The following is a 13,911-nucleotide window of genomic DNA, read 5'->3' as shown; positions in this document are numbered from 1 at the left end:
GGGGGTGACATCCGCCCCCTCTTCTGACCCCGAACGCGAGCGTCGGCGCGGCGTAGCGTTCGGTGAGCGGTTGGTCGACCTTCCGGATGGCGTGAGCACCGAGCGTCTCTACGACGAGCTTTTCGCGGCGCATCCGTTCAGCTTCTGGTTGGATGCGGGCGTCGACGCGGCTAACGGCCTGAGCTACCTCGGTACGGGCGATGAGCTCGTGGTGCAGGGGGAGCAGTCAGCCATTCGCGCGGGCGTTGATTCCGGCTCCGGCGATGCTCGGATCGTGACAGTCGCCGACATCGGGGATCACATGCGGCAGCGTTTCGAGGAGCCACTCGAAGCAGGGGACCGACGACCGTCACTCGGCGGGTTCAAGCCGGGCTGGGTCGGATTCCTCGGCTATGAGTGGCGGGCCGACGGGTCGTCGACGGCTGCAGCGCGGCATGCCCACGTCGTCGGTGACTTCTTTGTCGACACCGATTCGCGCACGGTCGCTGACCCTGACCCGAAGCCCGTCGCTGACGCGGGACACGCCAGCCCAGTAACTCCCGAAGCCGCCTTCTTGCGCGTGACGCGGTTGCTGGTCGTCGACCATGCTGCGCGAACAATGTCGATCTTCTGGGCGGATGACGATGCTGGCGCCAGCTGGGCGGACGACGCGGTGGCCGCGATCGAACGGGGCCGAGACACAGGCAATGGCGAGGCGAGCATCAGCGGCGCTGCGACCGAAACGGATGATGCCGCCGCCCACGCACGCGCCGACACGCCTGCGGAGGCGGGGGAGCGAGCTGCGACAACGGGCCTCGCGCATCCGGAACCCGCTTGGCGTCACGGCCGGGCCGCCTATCGCGCCCTCATCGACCGGTGCCGCGCGAGCATTGGCCGCGGGGACGCCTATCAGCTCTGCCTCACGAACCGCATCGACGTTCCGGGGGCCTTCGACCCCGTCGAGGTGTTCCGCACCCTGCGACGCTCGAGCCCGACGCACCGCGGCGGCCTCCTCCGGTTCGGCAGCCTCTCGCTCGTCTCGGCCAGCCCCGAGAAGTTCCTCGGTCTCGACCGCGGGGGTCGCATCGAGGTGCGACCAATCAAGGGCACGCGGCCCCGAGCATCCGATGCCGTGCGCGATGGCGAACTCGCCGATGAGCTGCGGGCGAGCGCCAAGGAACGTGCAGAGAACCTCATGATCGTCGACCTCATGCGCAATGACGTGGGGCGCGTCTCGGCCCTCGGCAGCGTGCGCGTGGACACGCTGTTCGACGTCGAGAGCTATGCGCACGTGCACCAGCTCGTCTCCACCGTGTCGGGGCAGCTGGCCGACGGGTGCGATGCCGTCGACGTCCTCGCCTCGACGTTCCCCGCCGGCTCGATGACGGGGGCCCCGAAACAGAGCGCCATCGACATCCTCGGCGGCCTGGAGGGCGCTCCCCGTGGGCTGTATGCCGGGGCGTTCGGCATGGTCGGGGCCGACGGCACGCTCGACCTGTCGATGGTCATCCGCAGCATCGTCGTGGACGCGCACGGGGCCAGCGTGGGCGCGGGTGGCGGCATCACGTGGTCGTCGGATGCGGCAGCCGAAGTCGACGAGATGGCGCTCAAAGCGCGGGCACCGCTCGGGGCGCTCGGGGCCTCCGCTCATCCGCCCGACTGAGTGCATTCGCGGAATGCCGGGCCCCCGCCCAAGGTTTAGTAGCATTGAGATTTGGGCCGTCAGAGAGCGGATGTCGCGACATCCCCCGGCTTCATTCACCCGAACGAATTGAGAGTGCTGTGTCTGAGCGTGAAACGCCCGAGAGTGCCGTGTCCGAGAGCGCCCCGACCGTAGCGAGCACCGACGCCGGTGCCGGTGCCGTTGCGCCCGACCGCTACGACTTCCAGGCGATTCAGGACAAGTGGCTTCCCGTCTGGGACGAGATGAAGCCGTTCCGCACCGACGACGAGTCCGACACGCGTCCGCGCAAGTACGTGCTCGACATGTTCCCTTACCCCTCGGGCGACCTGCACATGGGTCACGCCGAGGCCTTCGGCCTGGGCGACGTCGTGGCGCGCTACTGGCGCCAGCAGGGCTTCAACGTGCTGCACCCCATCGGCTGGGACTCGTTCGGCCTGCCCGCCGAGAACGCGGCCATCAAGCGCGGCATCGACCCCCGCGGCTGGACGTATGACAACATCGACCAGCAGAAGCGCTCGTTCCGCACCTACGCGCCCTCGTTCGACTGGGACCGCGAGCTGCACACGAGCGACGAGGAGTACTACCGCTGGACGCAGTGGATCTTCCTGAAGCTCTATGAAAAGGGTCTCGCCTACCGCAAGGCCAGCCAGGTCAACTGGTGCCCCAACGACCAGACGGTCCTCGCCAACGAGCAGGTCGTCGACGGCCGTTGTGAGCGGTGCGGCCACCTCGTCACGAAGAAGAAGCTGACGCAGTGGTACTTCCGCATCACCGACTACGCCGACCGCCTGATCGACGACCTGAACCAGCTCGAGGGCAAGTGGCCCACCAAGGTTCTCAGCATGCAGAAGAACTGGATCGGCCGCTCGACGGGCGCCGACGTGCAGTTCACGATCGAGGGCCGCTCCGAGCCGATCTCGGTCTACACGACGCGCCCCGACACGCTCTACGGCGTGACCTTCATGGTCGTCGCGCCCGATTCCGACCTGGCTGCCGAGCTGGCGTCCGGTTCGACGCCCGAGGTGCGCATGGCGTTCCAGGACTACCTCGAGAAGGTCCAGGGCACGAGCGAGATCGACCGCCTGAGCACCGAGCGCGAGAAGACCGGCGTGTTCCTTGACCGCTATGCCAAGAACCCGCTCACGGGTGAGCGCATCCCGATCTGGGCCGCCGACTACGTGCTGTCCGACTACGGCACGGGCGCCGTCATGGCCGTTCCCGCGCACGACCAGCGCGACCTCGACTTCGCGCGCGCCTTCGACCTGCCGGTGCGCGTGGTCGTCGACGTCAATCAGCCCGTCACGGGCGCCATCCCCGTGCTCGTCGACGGCGAGCTGCCCGATGACCTACCGCTCGTCGACCCCAAGACGACGGGCGAGGCGCTCACGGGCACCGGCCGCCTGATCAACTCGGGCCCCTTCGACGGTCTGTCGAAGAACAACGCCATCAAGAAGATCACCGAGGCGTTGGCGAGCTCGGGTCTCGGCAAGAGCGCCAAAAACTACCGCCTGCGCGACTGGCTCGTCTCGCGTCAGCGCTACTGGGGTGCCCCCATCCCGATCATCCATTGCGAGGCATGTGGCGAGGTGCCCGTGCCGCTCGACCAGCTGCCCGTCGCGCTGCCCGCCGCCGATGGCCTCGACCTGCAGCCGAAGGGCACGAGCCCGCTCGGTGCCGCAGAGGACTGGATCAACGTGGCGTGCCCGTCGTGCGGCGGCCCCGCCAAGCGCGACTCCGACACCATGGACACGTTCGTCGACAGCTCGTGGTACTACTTGCGCTTCCTGTCGGCCAAGGACGCCACGCAGCCCTTCGATAAGAAGCAGGCCGAGAAGTGGGCGCCCATCGACCAGTACGTGGGCGGCGTAGAGCACGCCATTCTGCACCTGCTCTACTCGCGCTTCATCACCAAGGTGCTGTTCGACCTCGACTACCTGAGCTTCACCGAGCCGTTCACCTCGCTGCTCAACCAGGGCATGGTGCTCATGGACGGCGCCAAGATGTCGAAGTCGAAGGGCAACCTGGTCGAATTCGCCGACGAGCTGAAGAAGTACGGCGCCGACGCCCTGCGCGTCACGCTGGCCTTCGCGAGCCCGCCCGAAGACGACATCGACTGGGCGGATGTCTCGCCCGCCGGTTCCTCCAAATTCCTGGCCCGCGCGTGGCGCATCGCCCAGGACGTCACGTCGTCGCCCGACGTGGTGTGGAAGAACGGCGACCAGGCTCTGCGCCGCCACACGCACCGCTTCCTCGCGGATGCCCCGGGGCTCGTCGAGTCCTACAAGTTCAACGTGGTCGTGGCCCGCCTCATGGAGCTCGTCAACGTGACTCGCAAGACCATCGACACCGGCGCTGGCGCGGGCGATCCCGCCGTGCGCGAGGCCGCCGAGGTCATCGCCATGGCGCTCAACCTGTTCGCGCCCTACACGGCCGAGGACATGTGGAACATGCTCGGCTACGAGGCGACCGTTGCGGCGACGCAGTGGCGCAAGGCCGACCCGACGCTGCTCGTCGAAGAGAAGGTGACGTGCGTCGTGCAGGTCAACGGCAAGGTGCGCGACCGCCTCGAGGTCTCGCCGCGCATCGACGGCGCCGAGCTCGAGAAGCTGGCCCGCGCGCTGCCCTCCATCGTGAAGGCCGTGGGCGACCGCGAGATCGCGAACGTCATCGTTCGTGCGCCGCGCGTGGTGAACATCGCCGTGAAGGGCTAGCTCGAGCCTGTCTGACGAGGGGCCCGCGACCATGAGGTTGCGGGCCTCTTCGCTTCGCTTTGGCGTGGCGTCTTTTGCCGATTGAGTGCACACCGATTTGGCTCGTCTCTCGCGCTCTCCACAAGGGTGGTTTCGGGTCATTGTCCACTGATCGGGCAATCGAGGTCGGGCTTGCGCCAGCCGGACATAGCTTGTCTGCATGCCCCGCACCGATCCCGCCCCGCCCGCTTCGAACCTCCCGCGTCGTCCTCGCCGCCACGGCGCCGCCGCGTTTCGTCGTCGTGCCGTCCAGGCGGTGTCGCGGGTGAGAGAGTCGGTGCGCACGCAGAGGCGCACGATGGCCGTCGTCTTAGGCACAGCTGTGGCGGCATTTCTCGCTGCCTGGTGGTTGTCGCCGGTCGCGGCCGAATCTGCGGGGTCGCTCACGACGATCGGGATGACCGCGGCGACAGCCTCTCCGACCGGTGTGACGGCGCCGAAAGCTGCATCGGCCTCGGATGTTGCGTCAGCATCCAGTGCTGGGTCGGCGTCCGGTGCCGGGTCGGCTTCGGGCGCTACAGCGGTGTCGGGTGCCGCGTCGGCCCGGGGAGACTCTTCGGGGCAGGAGGCCGCCGGGACGGACGGCGGCACGGCGAGCTCGGGCAGCCCGTCGGGGTCGACGCGCTCGCTCTTCGTCCACGTCTCGGGCGCCGTAGCGAAACCCGGCCTGGTCGAAGTCGCCGATGGCGCGCGGGTGTTCGACGCCGTTGCGCAGGCGGGTGGTGTCACGGCCGAGGCGCGCGAGGGCGGCGTCAACCTGGCGCGCTTCGTGGTCGATGGAGAACAGATCCTCGTTCCGCGGACCGATGATCCGGCGTCGGCGGGCGGAGCAGCCACGGGCACTGAGGCTACCGCCTCAGCGGCGGGAGGCGGCAGCTCGTCGGGCGGAGCCGTTGCGGGGCCCCCCGGTTCGGCAGGCAAGATCAATCTCAACACGGCGACCGCGGCCGAACTCGAGACGTTGCCCCGCGTCGGCCCGTCGATGAGCGCCAAGATTCTCGCCTGGCGCGCCGAGAACGGCGCCTTCTCGGCCATCGAAGACCTCAATGACGTCGACGGCGTCGGCGATAAGACCTTCGAGTCGTTGAAAGACCTCGTCACCCTATGAGCCGCCGCTATGGCCTCATCTTCGCAGCGATGCTCGCGTGGGCCACGGCGGGGTTTCTCGTGGGGTCGCCGAGCGCTGCGGTCGGTGTGATCGGTGCGTGCCTTGTGGCTCTGGCGGCTCTCGCCGTCGCCGAATCAAGCGGATGGAGGGCTCGTATTGGTCGGTCCGCACGATCGATACGGCGGTTCTCGTTTGTGCTGACTCCCGCATGGATGCGGTCTGCGCAGGCCGCCGCAAGGGTCGGGCCCATCCAAGCAGGCTCGCTGCCCCAGGCCGAGGGAGAAGCGCGCTCCCTTCGTCGGGCGGACGTGTCGTTGGCACTCGTGATCGCGCTGGCGGCTTCCTGCGCGGTCGCGGGCGTCGTCGCCGTCCGCGCGGAGGGCAGAAATCCGAACATCCTGCAGGAGTGGGCCGGGGGCTCCCGCTCTCTGACGGCCGAGGTCACGGTCACGTCGTTGAGCTCTCCCGTCGAGGGGCCGACGCAGGCCGAGTGGGGCGAAGTCTCCTCGGGGTTGAGCGTGCGATTTCGTGCGCAGGTGTCGCAACTGCAACGGGGCAAAGAGGTGCTTCCGGCGGCGTTCCCCGTGCTCGTCTTCGCGCCGGATGTCACCGAGACCGGCGGCCCACCCCTTGGCAGCGTCGTGCGCGTGAGCGGGAGATGGCAGCTCGCCGGCGTGGGCGACCGCGTGTCGGCGCTCGTGTTCAGTGACGAGAGCCCGGCGACGATCGTCGCTGCTCCGGATGCCCTGAGCTGGGCGCACGGGCTGCGGAGGTCGTTCGTCGGAGTCGCGAGTGTGCTCCCCGGCTGGGGCGGCCAGTTGTTGCCCGGCCTCTCCATCGGAGACACGAGCGCGGTCTCGGTCGAGCTCGACGAGGCGATGAAAGCGAGTTCGCTGAGCCACCTCACGGCGGTTTCCGGGGCGAACTGTGCCATTGTCGTCGCCATCGGATTCGCCCTGGGCGGTGTGTTGGCCCTGCGGCGCAGCGCGAGGATCGGTCTGGCATTCGTGCTTCTCGTCGCGTTCGTGGTGCTCGTCACCCCCGAGTCGAGCGTGATCCGGGCATCGGTGATGGCCTGTGCCGTGCTGGTGGCTCTCGCCAGCGGCCGGCCGGCGGCGGGGCTCGCCGTACTGTGTACAGTCGTCGTCGCGCTTCTCATAGCCGACCCGTGGCTCTCGCGCGACTACGGGTTCGCGCTGTCGGTGCTGGCCACCGGGGGGTTGCTCGTTCTCACGCGACCGCTCACGGACCTCCTGGCCCGGATCGCGCCCCGGCCGGTCGCCGCGGCTTTCGCGCTGCCGTTGGCGGCGCAGCTCGCGTGCCAGCCGGTCCTCGTGATGCTCGAACCCACCCTCGCGGTCTGGGGCGTCGTCGCGAACCTGTTGGCCGGTCCCGCGGCGCCGGCTGCCACCATCCTGGGTCTCGTTGCCTGCCTCCTGAGCGCCGTGACGCCCCTGCTTGCTGTGCCGATCGCGTGGGCCGCCTGGGTGCCGGCGGCCTGGATCGCCCAGGTCGCAGCGTGGTTCGAGAACGCGCCGGCCGCGAGGCTTCCGCTCCCGCCCGGTCTGGCTGGAGTGCTTGTGACGACGCTCGCGCTCCTCCTCGTCGGCGGGCTCGCGCTGGCGGTGAGATCGCAGCGGATGCTTCTCGCCAAAGTGCTCGCGATGGGAGTCGTCGTGGTACTCGGCGGCATCGTGGGCACCGTGGTCCCGGTTGCCGTCCGTGACTCGTCGACCCCGCCGGGGGAGTGGGTCGTCGCCTCGTGCGATGTCGGGCAGGGGGACGCGACCGTGCTGCGCGCCGGCGCGCATGTCGGCCTCATCGACGTCGGTCCCGACGAGGAACTCCTTACGCGCTGTCTCACCCGCTTGGGCATCACCCAGCTCGACCTGCTTGTGCTGACCCATTTCGACACCGATCACGTCGGGGCCTACGCCGCGGTCGTCGGCCGGGTCTCCGAGGTGCTCGTCGGTCCGACGGATGGCGCGGCCGACGAACGCATCGTCGATGCGCTGTCCGGCGGCGGAGCGGCCGTGCGCCAGGTGCGAGCGGGCGAGCGCGGCAAACTGGGGGAGGCGATGGAGTGGAGTGTCCTGTGGCCACCCGCCCGTGGGGAGATCGAACCGGGCAACGACGCGAGTGTGGTGCTCGAAACGCGGAGCGCGGTCCGCGGAGCCCCCGACGCCACGCATCCGGCGCTCAGGGCGGTGTTCCTCGGTGACCTCGGCGCCGATGCGCAGAACCGATTGCGACGCTCGCGTCTCGTTCCTGCGGATGTCGACGTGGTCAAAGTCGCTCATCACGGGTCGAAAGACCAGAGCAGCCCGCTTTACGAGCGGCTGCGGGCGACCCTCGGTCTCGTGTCCGTCGGAGATAACGACTATGGGCACCCGACGGCGTCCATCCTCGAGACGCTCGACCGCGTCGGCACGAGCGTGCGTCGCACCGACCTGGACGGGATCATCGCTGTCGGCGCACGTGCTGGTCCCGCTGCGAGGCCCGCCGATAGAGCCGGCCCGGGCCGAGCGCCTCTCGAGGTGTGGACGTCGGGCGCGCGCCACAGCGTCGGTGGTGGCGGCTAATCTGGAGGGAGACGAGAAGGAGAATCGTGGCGGCAGCACGCACGACGAACGCCCGCGGGGGCGCAAAGCCCGCCGGCAAAGTGGCGATCCCGCAGGTGTCGTGGAATCAGATCCGCCCGGCGCCGGTCGTCCTCGTCTCTGGGCCCCAAGGTTTCCTCGCCGATCGGGCCATGAAGTCGCTCCGCGAATTCCTGCGTGCCGAAGACCCCGCGCTCGAGGTGAGCGACGTCGCGGCCGACGGCTACACGCGCGGCGAGTTGGCCAGCCTGGCGAGTCCGTCGCTGTTCGGTGAGCCGCGGCTCGTGCGCGTGTCCGCCGTCGAGAAGTGTTCCGACGACTTCCTCGAAGACGCCCTGCGCTATCTCGAGAGTCCGCCAGAGGGTGCAACCGTCATCCTGCGGCACGGGGGAGGCGTGCGGGGCAAGAAGCTCCTCGACGCCATCCGGGCGGCCAAGGGCGTCGCCCTCGAAGTAGTCTGCGCCGACCTCAAGAAAGACGCCGAGAAGTACGAGTTCGCCCAGGCCGAGTTCCAGCTCGCCGGGAAGAGCATCCGCGCCGCGGCCCTGCGCGCCATCGTCGCGGCATTCAGCGACGACCTCGCCGAGCTCGCGAGCGCGTGTCAGCAGCTCATCGCCGACACCGCCGACGAGATCACCGAGGCGACGGTCGCGAAGTACTACGGCGGCCGGGTCGAGACCAACGCGTTCTCGGTGGCCGACGCCGCCATCGCCGGTCGTTACGGCGAAGCCCTCGTGGGCCTGCGACATGCTCTCGACTCGGGTGCCGACCCGGTGCCCATCGTCGCGGCGTTCGCCAGCAAGATCCGCACAATGGCCAAGGTCTCGGGCGCGGGCGGGTCCACGGGCGACCTCGCGCGCCGCTTCGGCCTCGCGCCCTGGCAGGTCGAGCGAGCTCGGCGCGACCTCCGCGGCTGGACCGACGAAGGCCTCGGCCGCACCATCCAACTCGTCGCCGAAACGGATGCGGCGGTCAAGGGACAGGGTCGCGACCCCGTCTTCGCGCTCGAACGCATGGTGACCGGCATCGCCTCGCGCGGCCGTTCCCTGCGCTGACCGGGCCCACCCCCATCCCAAGGGCGCGAAAAAGCCCCGCCGAAGCGGGGCTATCTCGATAACTTCTTCGGGATGACCCCTCAGAAGGGGACGTCCGGAAGAGGAACGACCTGAAGGTGAAGACCTAGAGAGCAGAAACCTTCTTGGCGAGAGCCGACTTGCGATTCGCAGCCTGGTTCTGGTGGATGACACCCTTGCTCACGGCCTTGTCGAGCTTCTTGCCGGCCAGCTTGAGGGCGGCCTCGGCCTTGGTCTTGTCACCAGCGGTGACGGCGTCACGCGTGTGGCGCACAACCGTGCGGAGTTCGCTCTTGACCGCCTTGTTGCGCTCCTGAGCCTTCTTGTTGGTGCCAATTCGCTTGATCTGCGACTTGATATTTGCCACGTTATTACGCTTTCGTTCGACGACGTTTGGACGAGCCTCGAGAAAAACCCGAGACGTGCTCCGCGGGATGAACCCGGGGGCGTGCCGGTCGACGCGAGAGGGGCGCTTTCCGGCGAAAATCATGTGGAAGAATCCACACGCAAGCCAACAGGTAACGATACCAGCGAAAGGGGTTCGCGGCAATTCGTGCAGGCGGCCGCGACACACGCTCGCAACATCCCGTCGATACCGTTGGCTCATGCCGGAAATAGCCTCCCACATCGCCCTCGTTCCGCCCTCGGGCATTCGCGGCCTGTTCGAAATCGCGCTCACGCTCGACGACGTCAATCTGCTGGCGGTCGGCGAACCCGATGTGCCGGTCGCGCCGCACATCATCGAGGCGGCGCAAGCAGCCTGGGGGAGGGACGAGACCAACTACACGGCCAACGGCGGCCTGCCGGAACTGCGGGATGCGATCGTCGACAAACTGGCGCGCGACAACGACGTCCACGTCGACCGCGAGCAGGTCTGGGTGACCATCGGAGCGACGCAGGCGCTGTTCCAGGCCATGGGACTCATCCTCGACCCGGGTGATGAGGTGCTCGTGCCCGATCCTGGCTACACGACCTTCTCCATGAACGCGCGCATGCTGGGCGCCGTTCCGGTCGCCTACCCGCTGAGTGCCGAACGCGACTTCCAGCCTGACCTTGCCGCGCTCGAGACGCTCATCACGCCCGAGACGAAGGCGATCATCGTCAATTCGCCGTCGAACCCGCTCGGCACTGTGCTTCCTGCGGACGCCGTGGACGACATCCTGGCTCTCGCGCAGCGTCACGGGCTCTGGGTCATCAGCGACGAGGTCTATGAACGATTCGTCTACGACGAGCCTCACATCTCGCTGGCGAGCCGCGACACCGACGACCGCGTGCTCAGCGTCTTCTCGCTGTCGAAGACCTACGCGCTCACGGGCATCCGCGTCGGCTATCTCGTCACGCCTCCCGGCCTTGCCGCCGTCATGCGCACGATGCAGGAGGCCATGATCAGCTGCGTGTCGACACCGGCCCAGCGCGCCGCGATCGCCGCCATCACAGGTCCGCAGGATGCCGTCGACGAGGCCAAGCGGCACTATCGCGACAATCTGCGAGCCGCCACCGACCTGCTCGATCGGCGCGGCATCCGCTATCTCGAACCGCGCGGCGCCTTCTACCTCTGGGCGGATGTCTCGCATGCCACCCATGGCGACGTCGCCTCCTGGGCCGAGCGATTCCTCCTCACGGAACGCGTGGCCGTAGCGCCCGGCAGCGCCTTCGGCCGCTCGGGCGAGGGCTGGATCCGTATCTGCGTCGCGACCGGCCGCGACCGTCTCCTGCAGGGCCTCGAGAAGCTCCCCGCCCCCGCCAGCTAGGCTCGCACCATGGCAACTCCTCTTCGCATCGTGGTCGCCGGGGCATCCGGTTTCATCGGCCGGTACCTGGTCGATTCGTTCCGTACCGACGGCTTCGACGTGTCGACCATCGGGCGAACGGATGCCGACGCCACCTGGGGAGACGCCGCCGCCATCGCGTCCCTCGTCGACGGCGCCGACGTCGTGCTCAACCTCGCCGGCCGCTCGGTCAACGCCCGCTACGGCGCCGCCCGCCGCGCCGAGATCCTGCACTCGCGCCTCAACACCACGCGCCAGCTGCACGCCGCCATCGAGCGCGCCGCCAACCCGCCGCGCGTGTGGCTGAACGCCAGCACCGCCACCATCTACCGCCACGCCTTCGACCACCCGCAGACTGAGTCCACGGGCGAACTCGGCGAGGGTTTCTCGGTCGACGTCGCCCGCGCGTGGGAGGGCGCCTTCTTCGAGGGCGATCTGCCCGGCACTCGCCGCGTGGCCCTGCGCATGGCCATCGTCCTCGGGCACGGCTCGGCGCTCGTCCCGCTCATCGCGCTGGCCCGCGCGGGCTTCGGCGGCCCGCAGTACGACGGCCGCTGGTTCGGCACGCCCGCCCGCCGCGCCTCCGGGGTCTACCACGAGCGCCGCGCCACGCACGGCCGGCAGATGTTCTCGTGGGTGCATGTGCGCGATGTCGAGCGCATCATCCGTTTCCTCATCGAGCACGACGAGCTCGACGGGCCCGTCAACGTGGTGTCGCCGCATCCCGTCGATAACCGCACGCTCATGCGCATCATTCGGCGCGCGGTCAAGATGCCCCTCGGTCTGCCGCTCTTCCGCTGGATGACCGAGCTCGGCGCCTCCGCCATCCGCACCGAATCCGAGCTCCTCCTCAAGAGCCGGTGGGTACTGCCCGAGCGCCTCGTCGAGGCGGGCTACGAGTTCGAGCAGCCCGATCTCGACGCCGCCGTGCGGGACATCGTCAGCACCGACTGACCTACGAACCTTCCGCTGGCCGGCCTCACACGGGTTATCGACCAGCCGCCGCCGCCGCGCGTAACGCCCAGCGACGGCATCCCGTGCCCACTCGTGGGACAATGGGGGTTCGTCCATCTGTTCTACTTCCCGTGAGGATGTCGTGAGTCCCAAAGCCCTCCGCGCGCAGGAGCCCTCTGCCACCGATCCGGCTTTCATCCGGAACTTCTGCATCATCGCCCACATCGACCACGGCAAGTCCACGTTGGCCGACCGCATGCTGCAGATGACGGGCGTCGTCTCCGACCGCGATATGCGCGCCCAATACCTCGACCGCATGGACATCGAGCGCGAGCGCGGCATCACGATCAAGAGCCAGGCCGTGCGCATGCCCTGGTCGCAGGGCGACGACACGTTCGCGTTGAACATGATCGACACCCCCGGCCACGTCGACTTCAGCTACGAGGTCTCGCGGTCGCTCGCGGCGTGCGAGGGCGCCATCCTGCTGGTCGACGCCGCTCAGGGCATCGAGGCGCAGACCCTCGCCAACCTCTACCTGGCCCTCGAAAACGACCTCGAGATCATCCCGGTGCTCAACAAGATCGACCTGCCGGCCGCCGACCCCGACAAGTATGCCGCCGAGCTAGCGAGCCTCATCGGGGGAGACCCGGCCGACGTGCTGCGCGTCTCGGGCAAGACCGGCATGGGCGTCGAAGATCTGCTCGACCGCGTCGTCGAGCGCATCCCGGCCCCGAAGGGCGACGCCAACGCGCCCACACGCGCCATGATCTTCGACTCGGTCTACGACAGCTACCGCGGCGTCGTCACCTACGTGCGCATGATCGACGGCAGCCTGTCGCCGCGCGAGCGCATCCAGATGATGTCCACGCGCTCGACGCACGAGCTGCTCGAGATCGGGGTCTCGAGCCCCGAGCCCATCCCGTCCAAGGGTCTGGGCGTCGGCGAGGTCGGCTACCTGATCACGGGCGTGAAAGACGTGCGCCTCTCGAAGGTCGGCGACACGGTCACCACGCTCAAGAGCCCCGCGACCGAGGCGCTCCCGGGTTACACCGACCCGAAGCCCATGGTCTTCTCCGGTTTGTACCCCATCGACGGCGGCGACTACCCCGACCTGCGCGAAGCGCTCGACAAGCTCAAACTGTCGGATGCCTCGCTCAACTACGAGCCCGAGACATCCGTCGCCCTGGGCTTCGGTTTCCGCTGCGGGTTCCTCGGCCTGCTGCACCTCGAAATCATCACCGAGCGCCTCGAGCGCGAATTCGGTCTCGACCTGATCACCACGGCGCCCTCCGTCATCTACGAGGTGCGCACCGAAGACAAGAAGACCGTCACGGTCACCAACCCATCCGAGTTCCCGACGGGCAAGATCCAGGCCGTGTCGGAGCCCGTCGTGCGTGCCGCCATCCTGGCGCCCAAGGACTACGTCGGCACGATCATGGAACTCTGCCAGTCGCGCCGCGGAACCCTGCTGGGCATGGAATACCTCGGTGAGGACCGCGTCGAGTTGCGCTACAGCATGCCTCTCGGTGAGATCGTCTTCGACTTCTTCGACCACCTGAAGAGCCGCACGCAGGGCTATGCCTCGCTCGACTATGAGCCCATGGGTGAGCAGGAGGCCGACCTGGTGAAGGTCGACATCCTGTTGCAGGGCGAGCAGGTCGACGCGTTCAGCGCCATCGTGCACCGCGAGAAGGCCTACGCCTACGGTGTGCTCATGACCGAGCGCCTCAAGAAGCTCATCCCGCGCCAGCAGTTTGAGGTGCCTATCCAGGCCGCCATCGGCGCCCGCATCATCGCGCGCGAATCCATCCGCGCCATGCGCAAGGATGTCTTGGCCAAATGCTACGGCGGTGACATCACCCGCAAGCGCAAGCTGCTCGAGAAGCAGAAAGAGGGCAAGAAGCGCATGAAGATGGTGGGCAAGGTCGAGGTTCCGCAGGAGGCGTTCATCGCCGCCCTGTCGGGGGACACCGAAGGTAAGGAGAAGAAGTAGC

General features: G+C 68.2%; 9 protein-coding genes. 8 read left to right on the top strand and 1 reads right to left on the bottom strand.

The genetic code is table 11. From position 1 onward, the window contains the following. Positions 1 to 4 precede the first annotated feature (4 nt). The 5 genes from ALI44B_RS16360 (at position 5) to holA (ending at position 9,176) form a co-directional block, all read left to right on the top strand. The gene (locus tag ALI44B_RS16360) at positions 5 to 1,642 is read left to right on the top strand and encodes an anthranilate synthase component I family protein (protein WP_238592035.1); all 1,638 of its coding nucleotides are present in this window, start codon (positions 5 to 7) and stop codon (positions 1,640 to 1,642) included. 149 nt (positions 1,643 to 1,791) lie between these two features. After that, on the top strand, positions 1,792 to 4,374 hold the full coding sequence (gene leuS, locus ALI44B_RS03520; protein WP_077053945.1) for a leucine--tRNA ligase: 2,583 nt from the start codon (positions 1,792 to 1,794) through the stop codon (positions 4,372 to 4,374). Between the two features lie 361 nt (positions 4,375 to 4,735). Next, positions 4,736 to 5,521 carry a ComEA family DNA-binding protein gene (locus ALI44B_RS03515; protein WP_238592032.1) on the top strand — a complete coding sequence of 262 codons (786 nt, stop codon included), beginning with the start codon at positions 4,736 to 4,738 and terminating at the stop codon, positions 5,519 to 5,521. 323 nt (positions 5,522 to 5,844) lie between these two features. Then, a complete protein-coding gene (locus ALI44B_RS03510) occupies positions 5,845 to 8,103 on the top strand; it encodes a ComEC/Rec2 family competence protein (protein ID WP_238592136.1) in 2,259 nt (752 codons plus the stop codon). A gap of 23 nt (positions 8,104 to 8,126) precedes the next feature. Next, a complete protein-coding gene (gene holA, locus ALI44B_RS03505) occupies positions 8,127 to 9,176 on the top strand; it encodes a DNA polymerase III subunit delta (protein ID WP_077053943.1) in 1,050 nt (349 codons plus the stop codon). 124 nt (positions 9,177 to 9,300) lie between these two features. Here holA and rpsT read toward each other — a convergent pair whose 3' ends face one another. Further along, on the bottom strand, positions 9,301 to 9,561 hold the full coding sequence (rpsT, locus tag ALI44B_RS03500; protein WP_077053335.1) for a 30S ribosomal protein S20: 261 nt from the start codon (positions 9,559 to 9,561) through the stop codon (positions 9,301 to 9,303). Positions 9,562 to 9,799: 238 nt separating this feature from the next. Between rpsT and ALI44B_RS15790 the strand changes: the two genes are divergently transcribed. From ALI44B_RS15790 to lepA, 3 genes are all read left to right on the top strand, one after another. Further along, positions 9,800 to 10,945 carry a pyridoxal phosphate-dependent aminotransferase gene (locus ALI44B_RS15790; RefSeq protein WP_077053334.1) on the top strand — a complete coding sequence of 382 codons (1,146 nt, stop codon included), beginning with the start codon at positions 9,800 to 9,802 and terminating at the stop codon, positions 10,943 to 10,945. 9 nt (positions 10,946 to 10,954) lie between these two features. Further along, on the top strand, positions 10,955 to 11,917 hold the full coding sequence (locus ALI44B_RS15785) for an epimerase (RefSeq protein ID WP_077053333.1): 963 nt from the start codon (positions 10,955 to 10,957) through the stop codon (positions 11,915 to 11,917). 142 nt (positions 11,918 to 12,059) lie between these two features. Next, positions 12,060 to 13,910, top strand: coding sequence for a translation elongation factor 4 (lepA, locus tag ALI44B_RS03485; RefSeq protein ID WP_077053332.1), 1,851 nt, complete (start codon positions 12,060 to 12,062; stop codon positions 13,908 to 13,910). Position 13,911 lies beyond the last annotated feature (1 nt).

Source organism: Leifsonia sp. ALI-44-B (assembly GCF_001984125.1).
Taxonomy (GTDB): domain Bacteria; phylum Actinomycetota; class Actinomycetes; order Actinomycetales; family Microbacteriaceae; genus Okibacterium.
The sequence above is the reverse complement of the archived record's forward strand: the minus strand, read 5'-3'. Positions and strand labels throughout refer to the sequence as shown.

What these genes read in the sequence shown, in the direction of transcription:
- ALI44B_RS15790 (WP_077053334.1), top strand. Translation starts at nt 9,800, where the DNA reads ATGCCGGAAATAGCCTCCCACATCGCCCTCGTTCCGCCCTCGGGCATT.
- ALI44B_RS15785 (WP_077053333.1), top strand. Translation starts at nt 10,955, where the DNA reads ATGGCAACTCCTCTTCGCATCGTGGTCGCCGGGGCATCCGGTTTCATC.